The sequence below is a fragment of the Streptomyces sp. NRRL F-5630 genome, from assembly GCF_000719475.1.
Classification (GTDB): Bacteria; Actinomycetota; Actinomycetes; order Streptomycetales; family Streptomycetaceae; genus Streptomyces.
The window spans coordinates 1-25794 of record NZ_JOGO01000043.1; the positions used below are offsets into that span (position 1 = coordinate 1).

The window sequence follows — 25794 nt, forward strand, 5'->3', positions numbered from 1 at the left end:
GGGCGGGAGGGGTGGCGCGGGGGAGCGGGAGACGGGCCCCGGGGCTCCCCGCCTCCCCCTCCCGCCCCGTCGGCTCAGCCCCTTGCCGCCTCCTCCAGCGCCGCCCGCAGGTGGCCTCCGTGGGCGTGGAGGAGGCGGGCGGATTCGGGGCCGTCGACATGGCCGAGGAGGACGAGGATCGCGTTCTTCACCTCGCCGCCGGTCGCGGCGAGCGCGGCCTCGATCTCGCTGTCGTCCGCGCCGGTGGCGAGGGCGACGATGTGCCGGGAACGGGCGCGGAGCTTCTCGTTGGAGGCGCGGAGGTCGACCATCAGGTTTCCGTAGGTCTTGCCGAGCCGGATCATGCTGATCGTCGAGAGCATGTTGAGGACGAGCTTCTGCGCCGTGCCCGCCTTGAGGCGGGTCGATCCGGTGATGAGCTCCGGGCCGACGACGACCTCGATGCCGTGCTCCGCCTCGGCGGCGAGGGGGCTGTCGGCGTTGCACGAGAGGCCGATGGTCAGCGCGCCGCGGACGGTGCGCGCGTGGCGTACGGCGCCGACCGCGTACGGGGTGCGGCCCGAGGCGGAGATGCCGACGACGACGTCGTCCGGGCCGAGGCCGAGGGCGTCGAGGTCGGCGGCGGCCTGCTCGGTGTCGTCCTCTGCGCCCTCGACGGCGGTGATGATCGCGGAGGGGCCGCCGGCGATGAGGCCGACGACCTCGCCGGGGGCGGTGTTGAAGGTCGGCGGGCACTCGCTCGCGTCGAGGACGCCGAGCCGCCCCGCGGTCCCGGCGCCCACGTAGACGAGACGGCCCCCTCGCGCCATGCGGGCGGAGGCGGCGTCGATCGCTGCGGCGATACGGGGGAGTGCGCGGGCGACGGCGGCGGGGACGGTCGCGTCCTCCCCGTTCATCGTCCGCGCGATCTCCTCGGTCGTCATCCGGTCGATCTCGGCCAGTTCCGGGCGGAACTGCTCAGTCGTGAGGTGGGCGAGTTCCGCCCGGAGCTCTTCGTACGGGGCGGCTCCGGGGGCGGGCGCGCGGCCCCCGGAAGGGATCGGGTTCCGGCCGTGCGGGGCATCGGGATGCGCGGCCCGGTCGGTGGGCCCGGTGGTCGTCATGTGCGGCTCTCCGCTGTGCTGAGGGACAGGTGGTGCGGGCGGTGAAGGCGGTGCTGTCCGGCCCGGCTGGCCGGAGGTCTGGGGGCTTCCGTACGGAGGACGGCTCGGGGCTGTACGGGGCGGGGCGGCCGTCGCGCGAGGCCGGGACGGCGGCGTGACAGCGTTGTCGCCGGGTGGGCGGACGACGGGACGGGCGGGGGAACCGGTAGGGCCTCGGCTCAGCCCTGGTCGCCGAGGCCGTGCCGGGGCCGGTGACGGTGCGCCAGGGCCTCGTAGGAGGCGGCGAGGGCGGGGGCGGCGTGGTCGTAGGTGCGCTGGGCGACGCCGACGAAGAGACAGTCCACCACGAGGTGCTGGCTGGCCCGGGACGACATGGCCGCCGGGCGCAGTTCGCTCTCGCGGGCCGCGACGGTGGTGAGGACGTGGTCGGCGTACTGCGCGGCGGAGCCGTCCGGGCGGCCGGTGATGGCGATGGTGGTGGCACCGCGTTCGAAGGCGGCGCGCAGCGGCTCGACGACATCGCTCGTGGAACCCGAGTGCGTGATGGCGACGGCGACGTCCCTGCCGCGCAGTTGCACCGCGTTGGTGATGGCGAGGTGCGGGTCCGCGTGGGCCTGCGCGAAGAGGCCGATGCGCAGCAGCTTCTGCCCGAGGTCCTGCGCGACGAGGTGCGAGGCGCCGACCCCGTAGATGTCGATGCGGCGGGCCTGCGCGAGCGCGGTGACGGCGGCGCCGAGGGCGGCCGTGTCGAGGTTCGCCGCCGTGTCGGCGAGGGTCTGCCGTTCGTCATGGGCGAGCTTCGTGACGACGTCGGCTATGGGGTCGTCGAGCGCGATGTCGGCGGTGACGGAGGGCGCGGCGCCCGATTCCTGGTGCGCAGCGAGGCCCGCGAGGGCGAGCCGCAGATCGCGGTAGCCCGGATAGCCGAGGAGGCGCGCGGTGCGGACGACGGTGGCCTCGCTCGTACCCGTGCGCGTGGCGAGCCCGGTCACGGTGAGCGCCGAGCAGCCGGCCGGGTCGGCGGCGACCGCCTCGGCGACGCGCTGCATGGAGCGTGTCATGGAGGGGGCGAGGGTGCGCACCTTCGCGGCGAGCGCGGCCGGAGCGGGGGGTGCGGGCGAGGATGCGCCCGGGTGGGGGCGGGCGGGGGCCGGGGTGGCACGGCCCGGGGCGCGGTGCGCGGCGGCCGGGGCGGGGGTGGAGGCGGCGGCCGGGCGCGTGGCGCGGCCGGGCCCGGTGGCGGGGCGGCCCAGCGCGGGGGCGCCGTTGGCAAAATCCTTCACGTCCTTGGTCACGGCTGAAATTTACTTTCAGCAAGGGGTGGGGGTCAAGGACGAGGGACCGACGCGTGGGCCGGACAGCGGGCGCGGGCGGCCGGGGCGCGGCGTCTCAGGGTTCTTCCAGGGGGCCGTTCGAAGGGGCCCGCGGGGCGTCTCGGGGGTCGCCGACGGGTCGCTTCCGGGGGCGCCTCGGGGTGCGCGCGCAGGGCCACCGCCGGACGTCCCGGGGGTCGCCCACGGGCGTTTCCGGTCCCGGCGCCCCTGCCGCACAATGGGCCCATGACCCCTTCCGACTCCTCCGGCACGTCCGGGGCGGCCCCCGAGCCCGGCCCCCTGGAGCAGACGCTGCACGCCGCGCGCGCCCGGGTGCTCGCGGACCTCGGGGCGAGCGAGGTGAGCGACGCGCGCGTGGTCTCGCTCGTCGAGGAGGCGGTGACGCAGCGCCGCTGGTGGGTGGAGCAGTGGCCGGACGGTGCCGAGTTCGTCGCCGGACTCGTCGCGCAGGACGTCCAGGACGGCCTCCTGGAGCAGCACGGGCGCTGGCCGCTGTGCCCCGTGTGCACCGACGAGGAGCCGCACGCCCTCGTCGTCGAACCGGAACTCGGCCCCGATCCGCACTGGGTCTGCTCCGAGGCGGGTGTCCTCGTCGCGCCCGTCGGGGCGCTCGACTCCGTACCGGGCGTCCGGTGACCGTCTACATCGACCCGCCGAACTGGCCGGGGCACGGCCGCATGTGGTCGCACCTCGTCAGCGACGACTCCTACGAGGAACTGCACCGCTTCGCGCGGGAGCTGGGCGTGCCCCGCCGCGCCTTCGACCGCGACCACTACGACCTCCCGGCGCAGCGGTACGCGGACGCCCTCGCGGCGGGAGCCACCGGGATCGGCAGCAAGGAGCTCGTGGCCCGCCTCACCGCGGCGGGCCTGCGCCGCCGCAAGACACGAGGTGACCGCGGGGAGGCGGGGCGGGCTCCGTAGACGGGCGGACGGCAGGCGCGGGGGCGCGGGGGCGTCCGACTGCCACGCCGGGGGCCGCGTGCTCCCCGGCCGAACCGCCCCCCGGCTCCTCCGTCGAGCCACCGCCGGGCGGTCCGGCGCGGTGGTCATCCGCCCAGCAGTGCCAGTTCCGTCGCCAGGTTCTCGCGTGCCCGCTGCTCCCAGTGGCGGGTCCCGTACGGGGTGCGGAAGAGGCGGGGCAGGGCGAGGAGGTGGCGCAGGACCTCGGCGCGGCCGTGGCGGAACCGCTCCTCGGGGAGGAAGCCGTACTCCTCGCGGACGGCGGCGGCGTACGCCGCGTACTCCTCCGGCGGCCCCGCGAGCACCGCGAGGTCGGCGTCGCACAGCAGCTCGCCGTCCCCGTCGCCCTCCGCCGTCTCGTGGTCGGTGGTGAGCCGGACGAGGCGGGCGACCTCCGCGACGGGCCCCGAGGCGAGTCCCGCCTCGCGCAGGGCGCGTTCGGCGAGCGTCGCGCTGCGCTCCTCGTTCTCGGAGCGGTCGGGCCGGTAGACCGCGTCGTGGAACCAGGCCGCGAGCCGCACCGTGTCCGGGTCGCGCACCGTTTCGGCCCACGCGCGCTCCGCCGCCGTGCCGTGCGCGGCGGCGCGCGCGGTCTCGGCGGTGAGCGTGTCGAGGTGGCGCAGCACGGCCCGCAGGTGGTCGAGCGTGTGGTACTTGCGCTGGGGCTCCGCCCAGCGGGAGAGGAGCGCGTCGGCGTACGGCTCCGGGGCGGGCCCGGGGGCCCCGCCCCGCACGCGCAGCAGTGTCACGGCGAAGGCGGCGCGCAGCTCCTCGTACGCCGCCGCGCGCCCGGATTCCGCGAGGTCCCGCTCACCGTCCATGCCGCCCATTCTCCCCCGCGCCCTCCTGGCCCCGCCCCTCGCGGTACGGGGACGGCCGCCACCCGGGAGAACCGGCGCCCCCGGCGCGGCCCTCTGCGCGATGCCCGCGCGCCCCGGTCCGCCGCCCGTACGCCCCCGGACGGTGCTGCCCGGGGCCCCGGGTGCCGCGTAGGCTGCCCTCCAGCGCGATTGGACTAGACCGCTTCTCCTCCCGGCGGGACGCCCGGGGGTCTCGCGACGGGGCGAGGTTCCGGAGGAGTGGCCGTGCCTGCCCTGACGCGCGCGACGGCGGGTCCGCGACGCGGCGGGCCCCGGCAGACGGGGCCCCTGAAGGGTGCCCGGACACGGGACGGACGGGAAGAGGGGCCATGACCATGCCCGAAGGCACAGCCGCACTCCTGGAGGTGATCGCCCTCGACGCGGCGGACGCCAGAGCCGCGCGGGACGGCGGGGCCGACCGCCTGGAACTCGTCAGCGACATGGCGGCCGACGGGCTCACGCCCACCGTCGAGACCTTCCGCGAGATCCGCGCCGCCGTCGCCCTCCCGCTGCGCGTGATGCTGCGCCTGAGCGACGGCTTCGCGGCGGGCGGGACGAGCGGGGTGGCCGCGCTCGTGGACCGCGCGACGCGCTTGCGCGCGGCGGGCGCGCGGGAGTTCGTGCTCGGCTTCCTCGACCCCGAGGGCGACCCCGACCTGGACACGCTGAAGCGTCTCGCCGACGCCCTCGACGGCTGCGCCTGGACCTTCCACCGCGCCGTGGACCGCAGTCGCGACCGCGAGGCGCTGCGCGCGGAACTCGACGGACTGCCGGGCCTCGACACCTACCTCACGGCCGGTGCGGCGGGCGGCGTCGACGAGGGGCTGACCGTGCTGTGCGAGGAAGCGGCGCGCGAGGGCAGCCCCGGCTACACGCAGCGCCTCCTCGTGGGCGGCGGCCTGCGCCTCGACCACCTCCCCGCCTTGCGCGCCGCCGGTATCTCCGCCTTCCACATCGGCAGCGCGGCCCGCCCCGCGGGCTGGGACGGGCCGGTCGACGCGGCGGCCGTGGCACGCTGGCGCGAGGCGCTCGGCTGAGGGAGCGCGCGCCCGCGCGGGGCGAGGGCCGCGCACGGCGACCGCTCCTGTCGCGGTCGCCCGTGCGCGTCCGCCCGCTACACCGTGGTCAGGGCCTGCGGCAGTTCCTCCGCGTGGACGACGGCGAGTCCCGAGACCGCGCGGGTGAGCGCCACGTACAGGCGGCGCAGCCCGGTCGGCTCGTCGGCCTCGCCCGCGACGACGGCGGCCGGTTCGTCGAGCACGACGTAGTCGTACTCCAGGCCCTTGGCGAGCGAGGCCGGGACGAGCGTGAGGCGGGATTCGCGCGTGGTCTCGGTGCCGGGCGCGAGATGCGCGAGCCCGGCGTCGGCCAGCGCCGCCGCGAGCGCAGGGACGCGCGCGTCGGCGGCGATGAGACCGAGGGACCCCTCGTGGGCAAGTGCCTCGCGGCAGGCGGCGAGGACGGCGGCCTCGCGCGCCTCCTCGTCGACGCGCCGGACGCGGAGCGAACCGGGGGACTCGCGCACCGAGCGCACCTCGGCCAGGCCGGGCGCGATCGCGGGCAGCAGCTTCGAGGCGTAGGCGATGACCTCGCGCGGCACACGGAAACCGGCCGTCAGTTCCTCGACGTGCGCGTCCTCCTTGCCGAGGTGGCGCAGCGCCTCGGCCCACGTGCGCGTGGCCCACGGCGTGGTGCCCTGCGCGAGGTCGCCGAGGACCGTCGCGGAGCCCGTGCTGCACCGGCGGCCCACCGCCCGGTACTGCATCGGGGAGAGGTCCTGCGCCTCGTCGAGCACGACGTGGCCGAGCGAGGGGGTGCGTTCGACGAGGTCGCGGGCCTCGTCGACGAGAACGGCGTCGGCCGCCGACCACGGCGCGCTCTTCACGGAGCGCGCCGGCTTCGGCCACAGGATCGCGGCCTGTTCCCCTGCGTCGAGCAGCCCCTCGGCGTGCTCCGCGAGGAACGCGGGGTCGCTCAGCAACCGCAGGACGAGCTTCGCGGGATCGACCTTCGGCCACACGGCGTTGACCGCCGCCTTCACGGCGGCGTTGCGCGCGACGGTCGCCTGCACCCGGTCGTCGGGCGCCTCCCCGGCCCGCTCCATCTGGACGAGGACGGCGTGCGCGAGCCGCTGCGGCAGCGCCTCGCGGGCCGCCCCGTACCGCATGTCGCGGTCGAGCAGCTCGCGTACCAGCTCCTCCACCTCGTACGCCGCGAGGCGCCAGCGCCGCGAGCCGCGCACCACGACCACGCCCTCGGTGGGCATCGTCACGTGCGCGCGCAGCGCCCGCCGCAGCACCGCGGCCATACGCGCGTCGCCCTTGACGGTCGCGGCCCGCGCGTCGTCCTCGCCGCGCACCTCCACGCCCGGCACGGCGACGAGGTCGGCGACGGTCGCCTGACGCACCTCCATCTCACCGAGCGCCGGCAGCACCTGCTCGATGTAGTGCAGGAAGGACCGGTTCGGGCCGATCACGAGCGTTCCGGTGCGGGCGAGCCGGTCGCGGTGGGCGTAGAGGAGGTAGGCGACACGGTGCAGGCCGACCGCGGTCTTCCCGGTGCCCGGGCCGCCCTGCACGCAGACGGTGCCGCTGAGGTCCCCGCGGACGATGCCGTCCTGCTCGGGCTGGATCGTCGCGACGATGTCGCGCATCGGACCGACGCGCGGGCGCTCGATCTCGCGTTGCAGGAGCTTGCTCGTCCCCGGGTCGCTCTCCTCGGCGCCGGGCCCGGAGAGCACCTCGTCCTCGTACGCGGTCAGCTCACCGCCCGTGTAGCCGAAGCGCCGCCGCCGCCCGACGTCCATCGGCCGCTGCCGCGACGCCTGGTAGTACGCGGTCGAGACGGGCGCGCGCCAGTCGATGACGAGCGGATCGCCGTCCGCGTCGTGCACGTGCCGCCGCCCGATGTAGAAGCGCTCCCCCTCCGCGCCCTCGGCGTCCTCGAGCCCCGGAGGGCGGGTGAAGTCGAGCCGCCCGAAGAAGAGCGGCGTGTCGGCGAGATCCGCGAGCGCTTTGACGCGCTCCTCGATCTGCGCCTGGAGCACGGCGGCGTTGACCCAGTTCGCGGTGACGTCGCGGATGTCGAGGTTCTCCGTCTCCTCGCGCATCACGCGCAGCGCGGTACGGGAGAGGGAGAGGTGGGCGCGCTCGCGGGCGAGGGGGTCGGTGCCGGTATCGGGCGGGGCACCGGCGGGCTCGCCGCCGGGCGGGGGATCGGCGGGCGCGGTGGACGGGGACGACGCGGACGGGTGACTCACGGTACGGCCTCCTGCCGGAAGGGCGCGCGCGGCCGGGCACCACCCCGCGGGCACGCGTGCGCGGGCACGAGTGCGCGCGCGAGGCGGAAGGCGGTGGCGCCGCGCGAATGGCGAACGAATGAGACGAACGGCCCGGCCGCCGGGAACCGGCCGGGGGCCGGGGCGGTCGCGGTCGCCGAGGTGCCGCCGGTTTCCGTCCGGCAGGCAGCGCTCCACGGAAGGGAGGCGGGCAGACGCGCGATTGTAGGGGAGAGGGAGGGGAGAGCCCAAATGGGGTCAGGGGGCGGAGGAAGGAGGGCGGGGAGTCCGGCGGCCTCCTGTCGGGCGGCCTCCTGTCCGGAAGCCTCCTGTCGGGCGGTCTCTTGGCCGAGGGGGATCTCCTGTCCTGCGGCCGAGGGACATCTGCTGCCTTCGGCCGAGGGTGATCTCCCGTCCTGCGGCCGAGGGTGATCTGCCGCCTTCAAGGCGAGGCGATCTGCCGCCTTCGGCCGAAGGACATCTGCCGCCCCGTGGCCGAGGGTGATCTCCCGCCGTTTCGGCGTATCCCGGGAACTCCCTTGCCCACCCCCTTCGTTGTGGCCCGTCGGGGGCCCTCCCATCCCCTAGGGATTCCGTTCGACCCGCCTCCGGGTCGTCTCCGGGTCCCTCTCAGGGATCGCCTCCGGGGTGCGCTCCCCCTGGGGGCGGAGGCGGCGAACGGGAGATGTCAACCCGTGGGTTGATCCGCTCGGGGTGGTGGAGCGGGCACGCTGGAGGCATGAGCAGCGTGAGTTACACCACACCGTCCGTGTCCGCTTCGTCCCTCGCCTCTTCCCTGTCGCCCTCGCGCCTCGCCGCGCCCGCCGTCGCGGCGGGGCGGCGCGGGCTCGGCGGTTCGCTGCGCGCGCTGCGGGCCTTCGCCACCGCCGCGTGCGAGGTCGCCCTGCTCGGTACGTACGACGAGCGGGCCGGTGTCGCGCCACGGCTGCGGCACCTCGCGGAGAGCGCGCCGGGGGACCACCGCACATGAGGGGGAAACTGCGGGCGCCCCTCCGCCGCCTGACCGGGAGCGCGGGCGGGAGCGTGGGCGTGGGCCCCACGGACGCCGCAGCCGGTGCTCCCTCGGCGAAGCGGCCCGGCGGCCGGGCGGTCGCCTGGAGGCCGCCCGGCCTGTCGCGAGCCGACTCAGCTCTCCTTCGACAGCTCGTCCGCGTCCACGATGCGGTACGCGTAGCCCTGTTCGGCGAGGAAGCGCTGCCGGTGCGCGGCGAAGTCCTGGTCGATCGTGTCGCGGGCGACGACCGAGTAGAAGCGCGCCTCGTGCCCGTCCGCCTTCGGCCGCAGCACCCGGCCGAGCCGCTGCGCCTCCTCCTGCCGGGAGCCGAAGGTGCCGGAGACCTGGATGGCGACCGTCGCCTCGGGCAGGTCGATGGAGAAGTTGGCGACCTTCGAGACGACGAGGACGGAGATCTCGCCCTCGCGGAAGGCGTCGAAGAGCTTCTCGCGCTGCGCGTTGCTCGTCTCGCCCTTGATCACGGGCGCGTCCAGCTCGGCGCCCAGCTCGTCCAGCTGGTCGATGTACTGGCCGATCACCAGGGTCTGCTCCCCCTGGTGCTGTTTCACCAGCTCCCGTGTCACCCGCTGCTTGCTCGGCGTCGTGGCGCAGAAGCGGTACTTCTCCTCGGTCTCGGCCGTCGCGTAGGCGAGGCGTTCCGACTCGGTGAGGTTGACGCGTACCTCGACGCAGTCGGCCGGGGCGATGTAGCCCTGCGCCTCGATCTCCTTCCACGGCGCGTCGAACCGCTTGGGCCCGATGAGCGAGAAGACGTCCGACTCGCGCCCGTCCTCCCGCACCAGCGTCGCCGTGAGCCCCAGCCGCCGCCGCGCCTGGAGATCGGCGGTGAACTTGAAGACGGGCGCGGGCAGCAGGTGCACCTCGTCGTAGACGATGAGGCCCCAGTCCCGCGAGTCGAAGAGCTCCAGGTGCGGGTAGACGCCCTTCCGCTTCGTCGTCAGCACCTGGTAGGTGGCGATGGTGACGGGCCGGATCTCCTTCTTCGTCCCGCTGTACTCGCCGATCTCGTCCTCGGTGAGGGAGGTGCGCTTGACCAGCTCGTGCTTCCACTGCCGGGCGGAGACGGTGTTCGTGACGAGGATCAGCGTCGTGGCCTTCGCCTCGGCCATCGCGCCCGCGCCGACGAGGGTCTTCCCGGCCCCGCAGGGCAGGACGACGACGCCGGAGCCGCCGTGCCAGAAGTTGTCCACGGCCTGCTTCTGGTACGGGCGCAGGGACCAGCCGTCCTGCGCGAGGTCGATGGCGTGCGCCTCCCCGTCGACGTAGCCGGCGAGGTCCTCGGCGGGCCAGCCGAGCTTCAGCAGGGTCTGCTTGATCTGGCCGCGCTCGGAGGGGTGCACGGCGACGGTGTCCGCGTCGATGCGCTGCCCCACCAGCGGCTGGACCCGCTTGGAGCGCAGGATCTCTTCGAGCACGGGACGGTCGGTGGTGCTCAGCACCAGGCCGTGGGTGGGGTGCTTGTGGAGACTGAGCCGGCCGTAGCGGGCCATCGTCTCGGCGATGTCCACGAGGAGCGCGTGCGGGACGGGGTAGCGGGAGTACTCGACGAGCGCGTCCACGACCTGTTCGGCGTCGTGACCGGCGGCGCGGGCGTTCCACAGGCCGAGAGGGGTGATCCGGTAGGTGTGGATGTGTTCCGGGGCGCGTTCGAGTTCGGCGAAGGGGGCGATGGCCCGGCGGCACGCGTCCGCGCGCTCATGGTCGACTTCGAGCAGCAGAGTCTTGTCGCTCTGCACGATCAGGCAGGACACGCATACCTCCGTGGGCGGGATCGTCCCTCCGTGGGCGGGGATCGTCCGATGACTTCGCCGGGCGTCCGGCGCGCGACGAGTGCCGCACCGCGCACGGCGCCGCCGCGGGCCGGTCGTGGGACCCCTCCGGGGCCCGGGCCCTGCCGTGGCCGCGTCTGCGCGCGAAACAAGGAAGTCTACCTCCGTACGCCGCGCGCCCGTCGGGCCTCGGGGCGCGGGGGTGGGCCGGATCACGTGGCGCGCTCACCGCGCGGTGCCCGCGAGGAGCCAGCGCCGGGTGCGCACCTCCAGGAGGACACGGGCGCCGGCGTGGGGGCGCGGCGCGGAGACGTCCCAGTCGTACTTCTCCCGGAAGGCCGCGACGATGTCCGGCGGGAACGGTGCCGCCAGCACCCGCGTCGTGCCCTCGGCGACGAGAGGGTGGTCGCCGTCCTCGAGGGCGAGGGAGACGGTGGGCGCGCTCCACACGTTGCGCACCTTGACCGCCCGCTCGTCGCTGCCGATCCACCAGCGGTCGAGGTGGTGCACGAACCACACGGGAGTCACGTGCGGCGTGCCGTCCGCGCGGGTGGTGCACAGCCACACATTGCGTGCACGGGCGAGCCGGTGCGCGGCCTCGGCGTTGGGGGCCGGGCAGGTGCGCGGTGCCGTCGACGCGTCCGTTCCGCCGGAGGGCGCCGGGTCCGCCCGCCGGGGGGCCTCCGGTCGCGCGGGGCCGGGCCCTGGGCCCGCCTCCGCGCTCTGCTGCGGGAGGCCGTCGGAGTGCTGGGCGACCGGATGCGGTCCTGGGGTGTCCTGGTGCGCGTTCACCGGCCCATCCCAGCACTCGCGTCCCCTCCGGCGCATCGGTCGCTGGGCGGGACGGCGCCTCGGTCCCGGGGCGGAGCGGGGCCTCGGCCTGCTGGAGCAACAGCCGTGTGTGGGGGAGGTGTTGGGGTAAGCGGCCGGTATGACGAGGGCTGGGCGGAACGAGCGGGCGAAGCCGGACACGGGGTCCGGGACGGCGGTACGGCACGGGCGGTGGCGGGAGGCGTGGCCGGGACGGGGAAGGTCCCGGCCGGGCCCCGTACCGCCCCGGGAGGAGCCTGCCGCCGGTGGGGAAGATCCCGCCGCCGGGGAGACGGACGGTGCCGTGGCGGACAACGCTGTGGTGGTGCGCAGGACCTGGGGCCGGGCACTGCTGCTCGGCCTGACGATGGTGGTGGCGTTCCTGCTGCTCGTGGCGTTCTCGGCGGTGCTGGCGAAACTGACGCTCACGCCCTCGCCCGCCTCGGACGGCCTCGCGGGCTCGAACCTGCGGCCGGGACACTCGCTGCGGCAGTACGCGCAGGACTACACGTTCCTCGCGGCGTGCAAGCAGGTCGGCGGGAACCTGCTGCTCGGGGCCCCCTTCGGGGTCCTGCTGCCGCTCCTGGCGCCGCGCGGGCTGCGCCTGGTGCGGGTCTTCGTCGTGACCCTGCTGGTCATGTCGCTGGTCGAGCTCGCGCAGGGAGCGGTGATCCAGGGCCGGGCCTTCGACGTGGACGACGTCATCCTGAACACATCGGGGGCGCTGCTCGGGTACGCGTTCCTCGGCCGCCGTCTGGCCCGTTCGCTCCGCCGCCGCACGGACCCGCGCCCGTCCCGCGTCCGCCGTTTCCGGAAGCCGGCGGCCCCACGACACGAGCCCCGTCCCGGGACCGCGCCGGAGCCGCAGGCCCCGGCGGAGCCCGCGGCGTCACCCGCCGCTTCCGGTCGGCTGGCCCGCCTGCGCGCCTCGACGGCCCGCGCCCTGCCCACCCGCCGCGGCGCCGAGCCGAAACCGGGGCCGACGACGGGACTCTCCGGCCCCAGGGCCTGAGCGGATCGCGCGGGCGAGCGCCCTGCGGACGCCCCCCGGACGACGACCGCCCCGCGAGGTCCGCGAGGCCGGCGCACGCCCGTGGGGGCCTGCTCCGCGCCGGGGCCGAGCGGTGCGGGCGCGGGTGCCCCCGCCCCCGCCCGCCGTCAGCCCCCGCCCTGCCCGGACGCCGGTGCCGGTTCGCCCTCCGCCGGGGCGGGGATCTCGGCGACGCCGGTGATGCGGTGCAGGGGGTAGGTGCGCAGTTCCCCGGCGGTGTGGTCGTAGGCGGTGACGAAGCCGCCCTCGACGCGGACCGGGGCGATGAGGCGGCGGTCGGCGGCGCCCTCCGCGTCGATGTAGCCGATCCAGACGGACTCGCCCGTCAGGACGGCGTTCTGGAGGGTGACGAGGGTTTCCGACGCCGAGCCGCGGGGCGGCTCGGAGGGCGTGACGAGCCCGGCCGGGGGCGCCGGTGGCGGAGTGGTCACCGCCGTGTCACCGGCCCTGATCGCCCGTACCGCCGCCGCGAGCATCGTCTGCCGGGGGTGCGCCCCGCCCTCGCCGACCGGTTCCGGGGCGCGGCGCGGCGGTGTGCGGTGCTGCGCGCCTGGGCGCACGAGGACGTCCCCGCCGGGGCCCTCGGCGGCCGGGGCGAAGCCGAGGCCGCGCAGGCCGTCGAGGAGCACGGCCGGTTCCGAGGGCGAGGCGGCGACGGTCGGCGCGAGCCGGCGCAGCCGCAGCGTCTCCGAGCGCCGGTCGGCGAGGATCTCGTCGAGCACGGTGGCCTCTTCGCACCGCACGTACGAGGAGGCGGCACCGACCCGGAGATGACCGTGGCGGCGGGCGACATCGTCGACGAGGTAGGCGAGGGGCTGCGGGACAGGCGTGCGGGAGTGGGCGGCGAGGAACTCGTGGATCGCCTCGGCGGAGTAACCGGCGTCGAGGGAACGGCGCACGGAGCCGGGGGTGAAGCGGTAGACGGTCGCGCCGCCCTTGGACTCGATGTCGGCGAGGAGCGCGAGGCGTTCGGCGAGGGGACGCTGGAGCGGCCCCGGGGCGACGGCCGTCAGGTCCGCCTGGAGCAGCACGTGGTCCAGCGGCGGGGGCAGCAGTTCGGCGAGCATGTCGACGAGCGCCGTGTCCTGCCCGTCGAGGAGCGCGCGCCCCTGCCGGGTGAGCGCGCCGCGCCCGGTGACGCCGAGGAGTTCGGCCTCGGTGAGCGTCCAGCCCGCGATGCCCCTCCGCAGGTCGTTCTCGTGCGCGGCGCCGCGCAGCGGGCGCTCCCAGCGCAGCCGCGCGAGCAGCGAGTCCGGCTCGGGCACGCCGCCGGGGCCGAGTTCCGCGAGGAGCGCGAGGACACGGTGGCGCACCTCGGGCGCCGCGGTGCGGTCGAGGTGCGGGCCGAGAGCGGAGAGCGTGCGGTCCTTGCTGTCGCTGCCGCCGACGAGCCCGGACGTGCGGGTCGCGCCGAGCCACGCGGTGGCGAGCACGGCCCAGCGGCGCGCGGGCGGCAGATCGAGCCACTCGTCGAAGTACGGAGTGGGCGCGTAGTGCTCGTCGGCCTCGCCGTCGGCGGCGACGAGCCCGGCGGCGTAGGCGAGTTCGAGCCAGAAGGCGGCGATGTCCTCGGAGGTCTCCAGGTACCCGGCGGTGCGCTTGAGGTCGCGCTGGCTCAGGCCGCCCGCGCGGAGCACGGCCGGGCCGAGGTCCTTCGTCCGCGACCACGACTGGCGCGGCGAGCCCCACTCCTTGAGCAGGTCCTCCAGGGTCTGGAGCGCGGTGTACGCCTGCCCGGCGGCCGCCGCGTCGGCCTCGCGTTCCTCGCGCACGGCGCGGACGGCGATGGCCGGTGGCGCGGGCTCGACGGTGCGGTGCGCGCGCCCGCCGCGCAGGTGCAGGGCGACCTCGCGCGGCAGGACGACGGTCCCGGGGGCGGTCGGCACGAGCAGTCCGCGGTCCAGGAGCCAGCGCAGGTGCGTCGGCGGGTGGGCGGTGATCTGCCCGTATGGTGGCCCCCACACGAGCCTGCCGAGGACCTCGACGGCGTCGGCGGGAGCCTCGTCGAGGAGCGCGCCGAGGCGCGCCGGGTCGGTGAAGAGCGCGGTGAGCGCCTGGACGGCGGTCACCGAGTCGTGCGTCGAGCCGAGACCGGCCTCCGTCAGGATGACCTGGAGCCGTCCCGGGGACATGCCCGCGGTGGCCTCGGCGAGGCTCGGGCCGAGACCCGTGGGAGAGGGATGCGCCGCGCTCGGGGCGAGGAGTTCCCGCGCGGTGCGCACGAGACGCAGCCGCTCGTCCGGGCCCCAGACGAGGGCGCGTTCGCGCAGCAGGGCCAGGGTCCGCGGCAGGGCCTCCGTGGTGGCGGGGTCGCCCTCGTCGCCGGTCAGGAGCCCTTCGAGCAGGTCGTAGGGGGCGGGGTCGGGGGCGACGGCGAGGGCCTCGGCGGTCTGGAGGGCGAAACGGTCGAGCCGTTCCAGTGCGCGCAGGACGGAGGCACGCGTCGCCGCACGGGTGGCGAGCTGTGTCAGGTCGACGGGTACCGGGTTGAGCAGATCGGGCCGCGCGCGCAGCAGCGCGACGAGCGAGGCGTCGTCACGTACCCGCAGGGCTTCGGCGAGCGAACGCGGTCCCGGTCGCGTGGCCGGTCCGTCCTCGGTTGGTGCAGGGCTGCTCATCCCGCCCACGGTAGCGGGTGCGGAGGGCGGTGGGTGGGTGCGAGACGGCTCGGGTGTCGCGGACCCGCCCCGCGCCAGGGGTCGCGACGGCCTCGGTACGGGGCCTTCCGGCGTGCTGCCCGGGGGCGCCCCGGGCGGCCTTCGCGGGCGCGGGCGGCGCACGGCCCGTACGGGAAGCCCGCCCCCGGCCACGCGACACGGCGCCCCCGCCGACGCGGTGCGCGCCCGTCACCCGCACCGGAGGCGCCCCGTATCCCCGTGCGAGGGGGTGATCCGGGGCCGATATCCCCGTGGACCGCGCCGAGTTCGGTACCGTCGTCGCAGCGAAGTGCGCGAGGGCTCTCGGACGTGGAGGGGCAGCGGTGGGGATCGAGACTGATCAGCTCGTCTTCGACTACCTGAGCCGGGTCGGGGATCTGGCGCAGCAACAGCAGTTGCCGTCCGGGGAGCGGATGCGGCTCGTGGCGGGGCTGCGCGGGGAGATCGACCGCAGCAGGGCCAAGCCGACGACCCCGGACTCGCCTGCCGCCGTGCGCCGTATCCTCTCGCGGCTCGGCAGCCCCGAGGACGTCGTGGCGGGCGCGGGCTCGCCGGGAGCGGGGGCCGCGCCCGGACCGGACGCCTCCGCCCCCGCCCCGGACCGGGCGACCCGCCCGGCCCGCTTCCGCGGCTTCTCGAAGGACAGCGCTTCTCCGGCGGGCGACGGGCCCGACCCGGCCGTGCCCGGCGTGCCGCACCCCCGTACGGCACGGACCGGCGGCCTGGAGGACTACGACGACGGCGCGTCGGCGGCGGGCGGCGGGAGCGGCGGTGTGGGGAGCGGCGCCGAGTGGTGGCGCACGGAGGCGGGCGGCGCGGAGTCGCACGGCTTCTTCGGCGGCGGCGATCAGGTCGCCGGGTTCGTCGGCGGGATCGAGGCACCCGAGATGCTCGGATTGCGGCCCCGGGTCCCGACGCAGCGTCCGGGAGGGGCGGAGAAGGAGACGCCGCCCGAGACAGTGGTCGTGGAGGAGCCCGCAGAAAAGACCCGGCGGCGCCTGCGGGTGCCCCGTCCCGGCACGTTCAGCAATCCGCTGCTGCTCCTCGCGGCGGCGGCACTCGTCGTCGGCGCGGTGCTCGGCTCCTGGCTGCCGCTCGCGGCCGGCTGGCTCCTGGCCTGGGCCTCGCGGCGGCTCAGCACGAACGAGTCGAAGGTCGCCGTGATCGGCATCCCCGCCCTCTCGCTCGCGGCCGGGGCGGTCTGGCTGTGGGGACGCGGCGAGGGCCGCTGGGGGGAGCCGCTGGCGCGGGGCGAGTGGAGCGCCGCGATCGCCGACACCTGGCCGTCGGTGGTGCGCGTCGCGGCGATCTCCTCGGCGCTCTTCCTCGTCTGGCGCTCGCAACGCGTGGCGAAGGACTGAGGGCCCGTACGGGGCGGGGGCGGCGTGCTCGCGGCCGAGGTGGCGGGCACGCCGTGTCGGCGGTGGGGGTGTGGCCAGGGGCGGGGGGTGGCCAGGGGTGCCTGCCGCGAGTTGTGGCCGGTCACGGCGCCCACTGCCCACGCGTCCCGCAGCCCACGCCGACCGCGGGGGCGCTGGACGGGCGGCGTCCCCGTACCGCCTGAGAGACTGGGGACCATGCCCCAGGACATAGCCCCCAGTGCCCCCGTGACCAGCCACGATCTCGCGGCCAACCCCTCCGCCGTACCGCTCTCCGAGACCACCGACGGCGGTCCGGTCGTCGGCTTCGACCTCGACATGACGCTCGTCGACTCGCGGCGCGGGATCGGCGCGGTCTACCGGGCGCTCGCGGCGGAGACGGGCACGGACATCGACGTGGACCTCGTGACGAGCCGGCTCGGGCCGCCGCTGGAGCACGAGATCGCGAACTGGTTCCCGCCGGAGCAGGTCGTCGCCATGAGCGACCGCTACCGTGCGCTCTATCCCACGCACGCGATCGCCGACACGACGGCGATGCCGGGCGCGCGGGAGGCGCTCGCGGCGGTACGGGCCGCGGGCGGGCGCGTCCTCGTCGTCACCGCCAAGAACCGCGCGCACGCCGCGCTGCACCTCAGCCACCTCGGCCTGGAGCCGGACCTGCTGATCGGCGGGCTGTGGGCGGAGGCGAAGGGGACGGCGCTGCGCGCCCAGGGTGCCTCGGTGTACGTGGGGGACCACATCGGGGACGTGCGCGGAGCCCGCACGGCGGACGCGGTGTCGGTCGCGGTGGCGACGGGTCCGTGCGACGAGGAGGAACTGCGGGCGGCGGGGGCGGACGTGGTCCTCGGCACGCTCGACGCGTTCGCGGCGTGGCTGGGGGAGTACGTGGGCGGGGCGGATGCGGGGAGCGGCGCGGATGCGGGGAGTGCGGCGGGCGGGGGGAGCGGTGCCGATGTCGGAGGCGCGGCGGGTTCGGGCCGTACGGGAGTTGGGGGCGGCGTAGGTGGTGGGGCGGGTCGTGCGGATGACGCGGAGGGCGTGGGGGACGCGGGTGGCCCTGCGGTGTGATCGTCACGTTGGAGGCTGTGGACAACTCGCGTTGTGCGCGCACGGGTCTCACTCGGTGGAGTGAGGCGTTGTGCGGGTTTCCCGGAGTTGTCCACAGATGTGGCGGGAGAGGGCGGGGGGTGGGGGTGGTTTTGGAAGACTGGTACTGGGGCCGCCCCCTGGGAGGGCGGGGGCTGTCCGCGTCCGGGAGATCCAGGGTGTCCCCGTCGGGCCGGGCGTTGGCCGCCTGGGAGGGCGGGGGCTCTCCGCGACGGGGGAACCAGGGCGTCCCCTTCGGGCCGGGCGGTGGCCCCTGGGAGGGCGGGGGCTGTCCGCGTCTGACAGAACCAGGGTGTCCCCGTCGGGCCGGGCGTTGGCCGCCTGGGAGGGCGGGGGCTCTCCGCGTCCGGGAGAACCAGGCGTCCCCTTCGGGCCGCACGGTGGCCCCCCGGGAGGGCAGGGGCTGCCCGCGTCCGGGAGATCCAGGGCGTCCCCCTGCGGGCCAGACAGTCGTCGCCCTGGAAGGACGGCGGGGCTGTCCGCGCCGAGGAGAACCAGGGCGTCCCTCCTCGGACCAAACGGCCGCCCCCCGCTGCGCCCTTGACTGACACGCCGTGGGCACGGAGCGAGCCGACGCCCCCGGACCGGACGCCGGAGCGGGGTCGCGGCCCGCGTGCTCCCGCTCTCCTCAGCCGGTTACCCGGTCGGCGCGCCAGACGGTGCCGCGTCGCTCGTACTCCATGATCCGTTCGACCGAGAGCGCGAGTTCGGCCCCGCACTCCCGCTCGACGAGCCACAGCGCGAGGTCGAGTCCGCTCGTGACACCGCCCGCCGTCACGAGGTTCCCGTCGTCCACGACCCGGGCATCCACCACCGTGCCGCCCCGCGCGGCCAGTTCGGCCTTGGTGAGGTGATGCGTCGTGCAGGGGCGGCCCCGGGTCAGCCCGGCCGCGGCGAGGACCATGACGCCCGTGCAGACGCCCGCGATGGTGACTCCGGCCTCCTGGGCGCGGACGAGCGCGCGATGCGTACCGGCATCCTCGATCAGCCATTCCTCCCCGCCCGGCACGATCACGACATCGCCCGCGACCGGGTCCCACACGTCCGGTACGACGTGCCGGCTCCCGAAGAGGGTGGTCACCTCGCCGGGGGCAGAGGCCCGAACGCAGGTGGCCGAGACATCACCGCCCGCGCGGGCGGCCCACCCGAACACGTCGTACGGACCGGTGAAGTCCTGCTCCTCAGCACCGTCGTACACCAGGATCTGGACACGCAGACTCATGTTTCCTCCTCCGCTCGTGGCGGCACCTGAAAACCCTGCCGCCACTCAGGAGTCGGCGATAAGGGGGAGGGAGTTCCCACCCCTGGGGCGAGCCACCGTCCGCGGGCCCGTCAACGCCCGGCACGGCAACCGCCGGCACCGGCGCCCACGCCGACAGTCACTGCACACCGCGCACGTCCGGGAACTCCTCCCCGGCTCCCCCGACCCCTGCGACAGCCCGTGCCTTCACGTCCGCCTCAAGGAGGGCCGCACGATGTGATGGCCCCAGGCCCCAGGCCCCAGGCCCCAGGCCCCAGGCCCCCGCTCCCCGGCCCCGCCCCGCAGCCCCTCGCGCGAGCTCGCCCCCGCCGCCCCCACGCCCGGCCCCGCCCCCCCCGCCCGAGCTCGGTCCCGGCCCGCACCCCGGAGCCGCTCCTAGAGGGTGGTGGGTGCGAGGCCGGTCCGGAGGATGTCGAGGTAGTTGCCGATCGCGGCTTGCTGCCGCTCCGCCGGGTGCTCGCTGACCGCGTGGATCAGGCCGCACAGGAGCTTGAGCAGGTTTTCGCCGGTGAGGGCGGGGGAGGGGCGGACGCGTGCGAGCAGGCGGGAGGTGACGTCGACCAGCTCTCCCTTGGCCCGGTGCAGAGAGTCGGTCTCGTCGGTCCCGGTGATCAGCACGTCGGTCAGGCCCGGTCGCGCCAGGGCGGTCAGGAGTGCCGTGCGCAGGAAGTCGATGAGCGCTTTGGCGGGTTCGGGATTTCCGCCGGCCGCTGTCGCGGCGTCGATGAGTTCTCGGACGGTCTCTTCCAGGACGGCTTCGCGCATGGCCCGCTGGGTGGGGAAGACCCGGTAGACCGTCCCGACCCCCACGCCCGCCCTGCGCGCGAGCTCGTTGAGGGTGAGCGCGGTCTGCCCGCCGAGGACGGCGTCGCGGGCCTCCTCGAAGATCCTCTGCCTGTTGCGTGCGGCGTCCGGCCTCATGGTCCCTCCTTCTCCCACCGATGTGGATAACTTATCAGGTGGGTGCTACGGTCAAGTGGATAGCTAATCCACTTCACTTCGCCAGGAGCGGCCATGCCCGTTGTGTTCATCCATGGAGTACCGGAGACGCCCTCCCTCTGGGACGACCTCCGGAGCCGGATCGACCGCCCCACCACGGCCCTGCGGCTGCCCGGCTTCGGCAGCCCTCGCCCGGCCCGCCTGGACGGCAAGGAGGCGTACGCCGTCTGGCTGGCGAACGAGCTGCGCGCCCTCGGTGAGCCCGTCGATCTCGTGGGCCACGACTGGGGCGCGCACCTGGTGATGCGGATCGTCTCCGCCTACGACGTTCCGGTGCGCAGCTGGGTGTCCGACGTCGCACACGGCTGGCACCCCGACTATCGGTGGCACGAGGCCGCCACCCTCTTCCAGAAGACCCCGCAGGGCGAGGAACTGCTCGCGTCGCTGCGCGCCCGGACGCCCGGCAGCCCCGGCTTCGGCGACTTCCTCCGCCCCCGGGGGATGAGCGCCGAACTGGCGGCGGAAGTCGACAGCGTCCACGACGAGGAGATGAGCACGGCCATCCTGACGCTCTACCGCTCGGCCTGGCCCCACTTCCACGCCGACTGGGGCAAGGACTTCGACCGCCCCGCTCCCGCGCCGGGACTCGTCCTGATCCCGACCGGCGATCCCCTGGCACAGCCCGCGATGGACCGGGACGTGGCCGCGCGAACCGGAGCACGGGCGGTGGAACTGGAGCACCTCACCCACTACTGGATGCTCCAGGACCCTGACCGGGGCGCCGAGGTACTCCACCGGTTCTGGGACTCCCTCCCCGCGTGACCTCCGATGCCGACGGGCGGCGTCCTCGCGGTCACGAGGCCGCCCGCACGCGAGGGCATGGCCAGGCGCCCCGCACGTGAGGGCATGGCCATGAGCGGGGTGCCCCGCGAGCCGCCCCTTGTCCGGGGGTGGTCGGGCGGTCACATCCCCGCCGTCCGCCTCCCCGCCACGATCCCCCGGACCACTCCCGCTCCCGCGAGCAGCAGTCCCACCCCCATCAACATGCACACCGCGTACGCGACCGTCGGGAAGGGGTCGGTGTGCAGGAAGAGGGGCGCGAGGGTGACGAGGGTCGCGACGGCGCCGATGACGAAGACGACGCCTCCGGCGACGACGAGGCGGTCGCCGGGGCCGGGCTCCTGGGCAGGGGTTTTGTCAGGCACCGCACCAGGGTAGTTCCAAGGTCCGGGGTGGAACCCGGGACGTCTCGGCAGACGCCCTCGCGCTGAGGGGGCGTCCGACGATTCCGCGTGAGCGGGGCGCCGCCTGCGGCGGTACCCGGCGGACGGTTCCGCGTGGGCGGGGCGCCGCCTGGTGCGGCACCCGGCGGACCGCACGGAATCGCCGGACACCCCCTAGCCTGGACGGCGGCGGGTCCCGATGGCCCGCTGCTGTGCTCTCCAGGGCCCGCGAGGCCGCTGACGGGTCCTCGGGCGCGTCGGCGGGCCGTTCGTGGTGCCCGGGGCCCGCCCCGCGCACCACCTGCGGCTCCCGCCGGTCCCTGTCCGGGGCCGGGGGCGCACCGGCGGCGGGCGGAGACGGAGACAGGGGCGGCTCCCGCTGTGGTGGGCCGCCGTGGACAAGCGAGGACGAGGACGAGCAGGTGCCTACCGGCAAGGTCAAGTGGTTCAACAGCGAGAAGGGCTTCGGCTTCCTCTCCCGCGACGACGGCGGTGACGTCTTCGTCCATTCCTCGGCGTTGCCACAGGACGTGGAGACGCTCAAGCCGGGCCAGCGCGTCGAGTTCGGTGTCGTGGCCGGCCAGCGCGGCGACCAGGCGCTCACGGTGACGGTCCTCGACCCGACCCCCTCGGTCGCCGCGGCCCAGCGCCGCAAACCCGATGAACTGGCCTCGATCGTCCAGGACCTGACGACCCTCCTGGAAGGCGTCGCCCAGCAGCTCGAACGGGGCCGCTACCCCGACCGGGCGAGCGGCGCCAAGACCGCCAACCTCCTCCGCGCGGTCGCCGACCAGCTCGACGTCTGAGCGGGCCCTCCCGGGGGCGGTACGCGTGCGGGCACCCACCCCGCACCCGTACCGCCCCCACGGGCACGCCCCAGCGGCCCCGCCTCACCCGCTCCCCGGGACGGCGGCACGGCACCCGGCGCCCGCTGCCGAGGTCCCCGCTTCCTCAGCCGAAGTCCAGTGCCTCCGCCCGCACCTCCGGCACGAGCCCCTGCTCCGCCGCGCGCCCGAGCAGCCCGCGCACCGCGCCGTAGCCGTCCTCGCCCAGGTCTTCCGTGAACTCGTTGACGTAGAGCCCGATGTGCTGCTCCGCCACCGCCGGGTCCATCTCCTGCGCGTGCGCGGCCACGTACGGGCGGGTCGCCTCCGGGTCGGCCCAGGCCATGCGGACCGAGGCGCGGATCGTGTCGGCCAGCGCGCGCAGGCGCTCGGCGCCGAGGGAGCGCTTGGCGACGATCGCGCCGAGCGGGATGGGCAGGCCCGTCGTGGACTCCCAGTGCTCGCCCATGTCGGCGGCCTTGTGCAGCCCGTAGTTCTGGTACGTGAAACGGGCCTCGTGGATCACGAGCCCGGCGTCGACGCGACCGTCCCGCACCGCGGGCATGATCTGGTCGAACGGCATGACGACGATCTCGCCGACCCCGCCGGGGACCGTGTCCGCCGCCCACAGCCGGAAGAGCAGGTACGCCGTCGAGCGCTCGCTCGGCACCGCGACCTTCGCCCCGCTCAGGTCCTGCCCCGCCTCGCGCGTCAGCACGAGCGGCCCGCAGCCGCGTCCGAGGGCCCCGCCGCACGGCAGCAGCGTGTACTCGTCGAGGATCCACGGCAGCACGGCGTACGAGACCTTCAGGATCTCGGGCGAGGCGTCCCCGCCGCGCTCCGCGATGCCGTTGGTGATGTCGATGTCCGCGAACGTCACCTCGGGCGCCGCCGCGCCGGGCACCCGGCCGTGCGCCCAGGCGTCGAAGACGAAGGTGTCGTTGGGGCACGGCGAGAAAGCGATGCGCAGCGTCTCCGGCAGCCCGCCGTCCGGCGCCGTCCCGTCCGTGCCCGTGCCCGTCTCCGTCACCGTCATCCCGCGGCCTCCTGATCATCCGCCCCCGTCGCGTACCCCTTCATGGTGCACCCACCGGGCCGCACCGAGAGCGCCGGGCCACCGCGGGCGCGGCCCCGGGCCCCGCACGCGATCCCTCAGGGGCACCGCCCCGCCCCCGCGCGCGGCTCCTCACACGTACCGCCGTGCCTCCTGGAGCACCGGTGCCAGCGCCGCGAAGGCCGAGGTCAGGACGGCGAGCGCCTCGGGGATGCGCCACGCCTCGCGGTCGCGCGGGCCGACCGGGTTCGAGACCGCGCGCAGTTCGAGCGCCGGGATGCCGTACCCGTACGCCGCCTCGGCGACCGCGAAGCCCTCCATGCCCTCGCTCGCCGCGCGCGGGCGCAGGCCCCGCAGTTCGGCCGCCCGCTCCGCCGTTCCGGTCACGGTCGAGACCGTCAGCGCCTCGCCCACCACGACCGGCGGCAGCTCGGGCGCGTCCTCGGCGTCCGCCGCGTCGTCCGGGCTCAGCGCGCGCGTCACGTCGCGGAGCAGCGCCGCGGGCGGTACGTGCACGGCGCGCCCGAAGCCGAGGTCCGTCACGGGCACGAAGCCCTCCGCCGTCTGCGCCCCGAGGTCGGCGGCGACCATCGCCTCGGCCACCACGAGCGTCCCGAGCGGTGCCACCGGCGCGAAGCCGCCGCCGATCCCCGCCGAGAGCACGAGGTCGTACGGGCGCTCGTCGAGCGCCGCCACCGCGAGCGCCGCCGCCGTGCCCGCCGCGGCGGCGGCGGGGCCCGCGCCCGTCGCGAGGAGGTGCACGGCCTGGGCCGCGCCCGGCGCCTCGGCACCGCGCTCCGGGAGCGGCGGCGCCACGGGCAGCGGGCCCGCGAGCAGCGGGTCGAAGAAGAGGTGATCGCTCGGCAGCGGATCGGGCACGGCGAGCAGTTCGAGGCCGCCCGGCAGCGCGCGCGGCACCGGACGGCCGGGGAACGCGCGCGCCACCGCGTCCCGTTCGGCGGGGACCGCGGTGGCGATGAGTACGCGCATGGGGTGGCTCAGCCGTCCTTCGTCGTCACGTGGCTCAGTCGTCCTTCTTCACCTTGAACGTCCACAGGCCGTACGCCTTCTTGCCGTCGCCCTCGACGATCGTGACGGTGCCGGTCGACGACCGGCCGCCGTACTGCTCGTTGAAGAACACGTTGCCCGGGATGGTCGTGTAGGTCTTCTTGCTGCTCTCGGTGATCTGCTGACCGTTCAGCAGGAACGTCCAGCCCTTGTCGGCCACGGCCGGGTCGACGCCGAAGCGGACCGTCGCGTCCGGGTCCACCTTCACCGTCTTGGCGTCGCTCGTGTCCTTGAGGCACTTCTGGAGCGCCGCCGTGTCGAGGGCGTGCCCGTCGTCGTAGCAGGTGGCCTCCGAGTTCACCGAGGTCGTACCGACCGTCACGGTGGCCAGCGGGGTCGGCTTGTCGCAGGCCGACAGGGCGAGGAGACCGGCGGACACGGCGCCGATGGCGGCCACGGCGCGGCGGCGGTGGGCCGGGAAACGCGGGGAGGTCATGGGGGGCAGGCTATATGGCTCTCCTCGTGCGCACCCGCGCGGGGTACGGCGTGCCGTGCGCGCCGACGCGCCGTCAGGGAGCGGCGAAAGCCCGACCCCTCCAGGGAGTCCGGCCCTCCGGGCGGGAGGCCGTCCCCGTCACGCGACCCGCGCGCTCCCGTGCCTGCTCCTGCCCGAGCGCAGCAGTCCCCGCAGCGTGCCCAGCCAGCCCGTCGCGACGATCGCCCCGGCGACCGCGAGGCCCAGGACCCCGTTCAGCGGCAGCGCGATGCCGATCGCGCCCCCGAGCACCCACGCCATCTGCAGCATCGTCTCCGAGCGCGCGAACGCCGAGGTGCGGACCTGCTCGGGCACTTCGCGCTGGATGAGCGCGTCCAGCGAGAGCTTCGCGAGCGCCTGCGCGAAGCCCGCGCACGCCGCCAGCAGCGCCACCGAGAACTGGCTGAACAGGCACGCCGCCGTGATGGCGATCCCGAGCACCCCGCCCACGACCGTCACGATGATCAACTCGGGGGTGCGCGTGCGCAGCCACGCCCCGACCGCCGTCCCCAGCGCGTTCCCCGCCCCGGCCGCGACCCCGACCATCCCGAGCGAGACCGCCGCGCTGCGCCCGCCGAGCGGCTGATCGCGCAGGAGGAAGGCGAGGAAGAAGATCAGGAATCCGGAGAGGCAGCGCAGCGCGGCGTTCGCGCCGAGGGCGAGGAGCACCGTCGAGCCGACGGCCCGCAGCCCCTTCACCCGCCCGGCCCCGCTCCCGGCGTCGCTCCCCGGGCCGCTCCCGGGCCCGCCGCGCGCCGCCTCGCGCCGCACGTCTCCCGGCTCCCCGTCCTTCTCCAGGCGCACGGGCGCGTCGTGCGGCGGCCGCACCGGTTCGTCGGGGATCAGCCGCGCCCTGCGCTCCCCCTTCGCCGAGTCCACCTTCGGCGGCAGCCGGAACGACAGGAACGCGCCGAGCACGAACAGCGCGCACGCCCCGTACAGCGGCCACCGCGGCCCGAGCAGTTGCAGCCCGGCGCCCACGGGGGCCGCCGCGCCGGTCGCGAGCAGCCCGCCGAGCGTGACCCGCGAGTTCGCCTTGACCAGCGAGAACCGTGGCGGGAGCAGGCGCGGCACGACCGCGCTGCGCACCACCCCGTACGCCTTCGAGGCGACGAGCACCCCGAGCGCCGCCGGATACAGCTCCAGGCTCCCGCTCACCACCGCGTGGGACAGGACGAGCGCGAGGACGGCGCGCGCGAGCATCGAGGTCGCCATCGCGGCGCGCCGCCCGTGCGGCAGCCGGTCGAGGAGCGGGCCGATCACCGGGGCGAGCACCGTGAAGGGCGCCATCGTGATCGCCAGGTAGAGCGCGACGCGCCCGCGCGCCTCGTCCGTCGGCACCGCGAAGAACACCGTCGAGGCGAGCGAGACCGTGATCATCACGTCGCCCGCGCCGTTGACGCCGTGCAACTCGATGAGCTTGCCGAGCCCCGACTCGCCCGCGCCGTGCGCGTGCGTCACGCGCCGCACCAGGCGGCCCGTCGAGGCGAAGGGCGCCGCGGCGACCCGTCCGGCGGCACGCGTCCGCCGGAGCCGGGGACCCCCGCGCTCCGTACGCTGCTCACCCGACGACGTGGAAGCGGTCACGTCGTCATCCTGCCCCGA

22 protein-coding genes and 1 pseudogene are annotated in these 25794 nt (G+C 75.6%); 9 read left to right on the forward strand and 14 right to left on the reverse strand.

Annotated features, from left to right (window positions below; genetic code table 11):
* Nucleotides 1-74 precede the first annotated feature (74 nt).
* Nucleotides 75-1103, reverse strand: coding sequence for an N-acetylmuramic acid 6-phosphate etherase (murQ, locus tag IF99_RS0119725; RefSeq protein ID WP_078655175.1), 1029 nt, complete (start codon nucleotides 1101-1103; stop codon nucleotides 75-77).
* Between the two features lie 218 nt (nucleotides 1104-1321).
* The gene (locus tag IF99_RS0119730; protein ID WP_030997913.1) at nucleotides 1322-2398 is read right to left on the reverse strand and encodes a MurR/RpiR family transcriptional regulator; all 1077 of its coding nucleotides are present in this window, start codon (nucleotides 2396-2398) and stop codon (nucleotides 1322-1324) included.
* 264 nt (nucleotides 2399-2662) lie between these two features.
* Here IF99_RS0119730 and IF99_RS0119735 point away from each other — a divergent pair, with 264 nt between their 5' ends.
* Together IF99_RS0119735 and IF99_RS0119740 are read left to right on the forward strand one after the other, a co-directional pair.
* Nucleotides 2663-3073 (forward strand): hypothetical protein, encoded by a 411-nt coding sequence (locus IF99_RS0119735; protein ID WP_030997914.1) that lies wholly within the window; start codon nucleotides 2663-2665, stop codon nucleotides 3071-3073.
* Nucleotides 3070-3360, forward strand: coding sequence for a DUF4031 domain-containing protein (locus IF99_RS0119740; protein WP_030997915.1), 291 nt, complete (start codon nucleotides 3070-3072; stop codon nucleotides 3358-3360). Before IF99_RS0119735 ends, IF99_RS0119740 begins: the two co-directional genes overlap by 4 nt.
* 125 nt (nucleotides 3361-3485) lie before the next feature.
* Here IF99_RS0119740 and IF99_RS0119745 read toward each other — a convergent pair whose 3' ends face one another.
* Entirely contained in the window at nucleotides 3486-4220 is a 735-nt protein-coding gene (locus IF99_RS0119745) for a hypothetical protein (RefSeq protein WP_030997916.1), read from the reverse strand.
* A gap of 368 nt (nucleotides 4221-4588) precedes the next feature.
* Between IF99_RS0119745 and IF99_RS0119750 the strand changes: the two genes are divergently transcribed.
* Nucleotides 4589-5296, forward strand: coding sequence for a copper homeostasis protein CutC (locus IF99_RS0119750; RefSeq protein ID WP_030997917.1), 708 nt, complete (start codon nucleotides 4589-4591; stop codon nucleotides 5294-5296).
* 77 nt (nucleotides 5297-5373) lie between these two features.
* Here IF99_RS0119750 and IF99_RS0119755 read toward each other — a convergent pair whose 3' ends face one another.
* Nucleotides 5374-7518 (reverse strand): HelD family protein, encoded by a 2145-nt coding sequence (locus IF99_RS0119755; protein WP_030997918.1) that lies wholly within the window; start codon nucleotides 7516-7518, stop codon nucleotides 5374-5376.
* A 757-nt stretch (nucleotides 7519-8275) separates the two neighbouring features.
* On the opposite strand from IF99_RS0119755, the gene IF99_RS31705 reads away from it, so the two are divergent.
* A complete protein-coding gene (locus tag IF99_RS31705; protein ID WP_030997920.1) occupies nucleotides 8276-8527 on the forward strand; it encodes a hypothetical protein in 252 nt (83 codons plus the stop codon).
* Nucleotides 8528-8682: 155 nt separating this feature from the next.
* Here IF99_RS31705 and IF99_RS0119765 read toward each other — a convergent pair whose 3' ends face one another.
* Nucleotides 8683-10323 (reverse strand): DNA repair helicase XPB, encoded by a 1641-nt coding sequence (locus IF99_RS0119765; protein WP_030997921.1) that lies wholly within the window; start codon nucleotides 10321-10323, stop codon nucleotides 8683-8685.
* 243 nt (nucleotides 10324-10566) lie between these two features.
* Nucleotides 10567-11133: a pyridoxamine 5'-phosphate oxidase family protein gene (locus IF99_RS33545; protein ID WP_107048988.1), complete on the reverse strand. Its 567-nt coding sequence runs from the start codon at nucleotides 11131-11133 to the stop codon at nucleotides 10567-10569.
* Nucleotides 11134-11518: 385 nt separating this feature from the next.
* On the opposite strand from IF99_RS33545, the gene IF99_RS30950 reads away from it, so the two are divergent.
* Nucleotides 11519-12163, forward strand: coding sequence for a VanZ family protein (locus IF99_RS30950; RefSeq protein ID WP_037827214.1), 645 nt, complete (start codon nucleotides 11519-11521; stop codon nucleotides 12161-12163).
* A 146-nt stretch (nucleotides 12164-12309) separates the two neighbouring features.
* Here IF99_RS30950 and IF99_RS0119780 read toward each other — a convergent pair whose 3' ends face one another.
* Nucleotides 12310-14820: a helicase C-terminal domain-containing protein gene (locus IF99_RS0119780; protein ID WP_037827205.1), complete on the reverse strand. Its 2511-nt coding sequence runs from the start codon at nucleotides 14818-14820 to the stop codon at nucleotides 12310-12312.
* A 362-nt stretch (nucleotides 14821-15182) separates the two neighbouring features.
* Here IF99_RS0119780 and IF99_RS0119785 point away from each other — a divergent pair, with 362 nt between their 5' ends.
* Both IF99_RS0119785 and IF99_RS0119790 read left to right on the forward strand, forming a co-directional pair.
* Nucleotides 15183-16220 carry an HAAS signaling domain-containing protein gene (locus IF99_RS0119785; RefSeq protein ID WP_030997926.1) on the forward strand — a complete coding sequence of 346 codons (1038 nt, stop codon included), beginning with the start codon at nucleotides 15183-15185 and terminating at the stop codon, nucleotides 16218-16220.
* 216 nt (nucleotides 16221-16436) lie between these two features.
* A pseudogene (locus IF99_RS0119790) lies at nucleotides 16437-17141 on the forward strand (HAD family hydrolase); the annotation flags it as partial.
* An 832-nt stretch (nucleotides 17142-17973) separates the two neighbouring features.
* Here the strand turns inward: IF99_RS0119790 and IF99_RS0119795 are convergent.
* A complete protein-coding gene (locus IF99_RS0119795) occupies nucleotides 17974-18567 on the reverse strand; it encodes a DJ-1/PfpI family protein (RefSeq protein WP_078655178.1) in 594 nt (197 codons plus the stop codon).
* Nucleotides 18568-18981: 414 nt separating this feature from the next.
* Entirely contained in the window at nucleotides 18982-19527 is a 546-nt protein-coding gene (locus tag IF99_RS0119800) for a TetR/AcrR family transcriptional regulator (protein WP_030997929.1), read from the reverse strand.
* Between the two features lie 93 nt (nucleotides 19528-19620).
* On the opposite strand from IF99_RS0119800, the gene IF99_RS0119805 reads away from it, so the two are divergent.
* Nucleotides 19621-20367, forward strand: coding sequence for an alpha/beta fold hydrolase (locus IF99_RS0119805; RefSeq protein ID WP_030997931.1), 747 nt, complete (start codon nucleotides 19621-19623; stop codon nucleotides 20365-20367).
* Between the two features lie 140 nt (nucleotides 20368-20507).
* Here IF99_RS0119805 and IF99_RS0119810 read toward each other — a convergent pair whose 3' ends face one another.
* Complete coding sequence (locus IF99_RS0119810) at nucleotides 20508-20750, reverse strand: hypothetical protein (RefSeq protein WP_030997932.1); 243 nt, start codon at nucleotides 20748-20750, stop codon at nucleotides 20508-20510.
* 440 nt (nucleotides 20751-21190) lie between these two features.
* Between IF99_RS0119810 and IF99_RS35620 the strand changes: the two genes are divergently transcribed.
* Entirely contained in the window at nucleotides 21191-21574 is a 384-nt protein-coding gene (locus tag IF99_RS35620; protein WP_009066836.1) for a cold-shock protein, read from the forward strand.
* Between the two features lie 145 nt (nucleotides 21575-21719).
* Here the strand turns inward: IF99_RS35620 and IF99_RS0119820 are convergent, their stop codons facing one another.
* The 4 genes from IF99_RS0119820 to IF99_RS0119835 all read right to left on the reverse strand — a co-directional run bounded on the left by IF99_RS0119820 (nucleotide 21720) and on the right by IF99_RS0119835 (nucleotide 25776).
* A complete protein-coding gene (locus IF99_RS0119820; protein WP_051703584.1) occupies nucleotides 21720-22628 on the reverse strand; it encodes a 1,4-dihydroxy-6-naphthoate synthase in 909 nt (302 codons plus the stop codon).
* A 150-nt stretch (nucleotides 22629-22778) separates the two neighbouring features.
* A complete protein-coding gene (locus IF99_RS0119825) occupies nucleotides 22779-23636 on the reverse strand; it encodes a futalosine hydrolase (protein ID WP_030997935.1) in 858 nt (285 codons plus the stop codon).
* Nucleotides 23637-23670: 34 nt separating this feature from the next.
* A complete protein-coding gene (locus IF99_RS0119830; protein WP_030997936.1) occupies nucleotides 23671-24150 on the reverse strand; it encodes a hypothetical protein in 480 nt (159 codons plus the stop codon).
* 138 nt (nucleotides 24151-24288) lie between these two features.
* A complete protein-coding gene (locus tag IF99_RS0119835) occupies nucleotides 24289-25776 on the reverse strand; it encodes an MFS transporter (RefSeq protein WP_030997937.1) in 1488 nt (495 codons plus the stop codon).
* Nucleotides 25777-25794: the final 18 nt, after the last annotated feature.

Excerpts from the sequence above, each read along its gene's own strand:
- IF99_RS0119800 (WP_030997929.1), bottom strand. The coding sequence starts at position 19,527 with ATGAGGCCGGACGCCGCACGCAACAGGCAGAGGATCTTCGAGGAGGCC.
- IF99_RS0119830 (WP_030997936.1), bottom strand. The coding sequence starts at position 24,150 with ATGACCTCCCCGCGTTTCCCGGCCCACCGCCGCCGCGCCGTGGCCGCC.
- IF99_RS30950 (WP_037827214.1), top strand. The coding sequence starts at position 11,519 with ATGGTGGTGGCGTTCCTGCTGCTCGTGGCGTTCTCGGCGGTGCTGGCG.
- IF99_RS0119750 (WP_030997917.1), top strand. The coding sequence starts at position 4,589 with ATGACCATGCCCGAAGGCACAGCCGCACTCCTGGAGGTGATCGCCCTC.
- murQ (WP_078655175.1), bottom strand. The coding sequence starts at position 1,103 with ATGACGACCACCGGGCCCACCGACCGGGCCGCGCATCCCGATGCCCCG.
- IF99_RS0119745 (WP_030997916.1), bottom strand. The coding sequence starts at position 4,220 with ATGGACGGTGAGCGGGACCTCGCGGAATCCGGGCGCGCGGCGGCGTAC.
- IF99_RS0119825 (WP_030997935.1), bottom strand. The coding sequence starts at position 23,636 with ATGCGCGTACTCATCGCCACCGCGGTCCCCGCCGAACGGGACGCGGTG.
- IF99_RS0119820 (WP_051703584.1), bottom strand. The coding sequence starts at position 22,628 with ATGACGGTGACGGAGACGGGCACGGGCACGGACGGGACGGCGCCGGAC.
- IF99_RS0119805 (WP_030997931.1), top strand. The coding sequence starts at position 19,621 with ATGCCCGTTGTGTTCATCCATGGAGTACCGGAGACGCCCTCCCTCTGG.
- IF99_RS0119795 (WP_078655178.1), bottom strand. The coding sequence starts at position 18,567 with ATGAGTCTGCGTGTCCAGATCCTGGTGTACGACGGTGCTGAGGAGCAG.
- IF99_RS31705 (WP_030997920.1), top strand. The coding sequence starts at position 8,276 with ATGAGCAGCGTGAGTTACACCACACCGTCCGTGTCCGCTTCGTCCCTC.
- IF99_RS0119780 (WP_037827205.1), bottom strand. The coding sequence starts at position 14,820 with ATGAGCAGCCCTGCACCAACCGAGGACGGACCGGCCACGCGACCGGGA.
- IF99_RS0119735 (WP_030997914.1), top strand. The coding sequence starts at position 2,663 with ATGACCCCTTCCGACTCCTCCGGCACGTCCGGGGCGGCCCCCGAGCCC.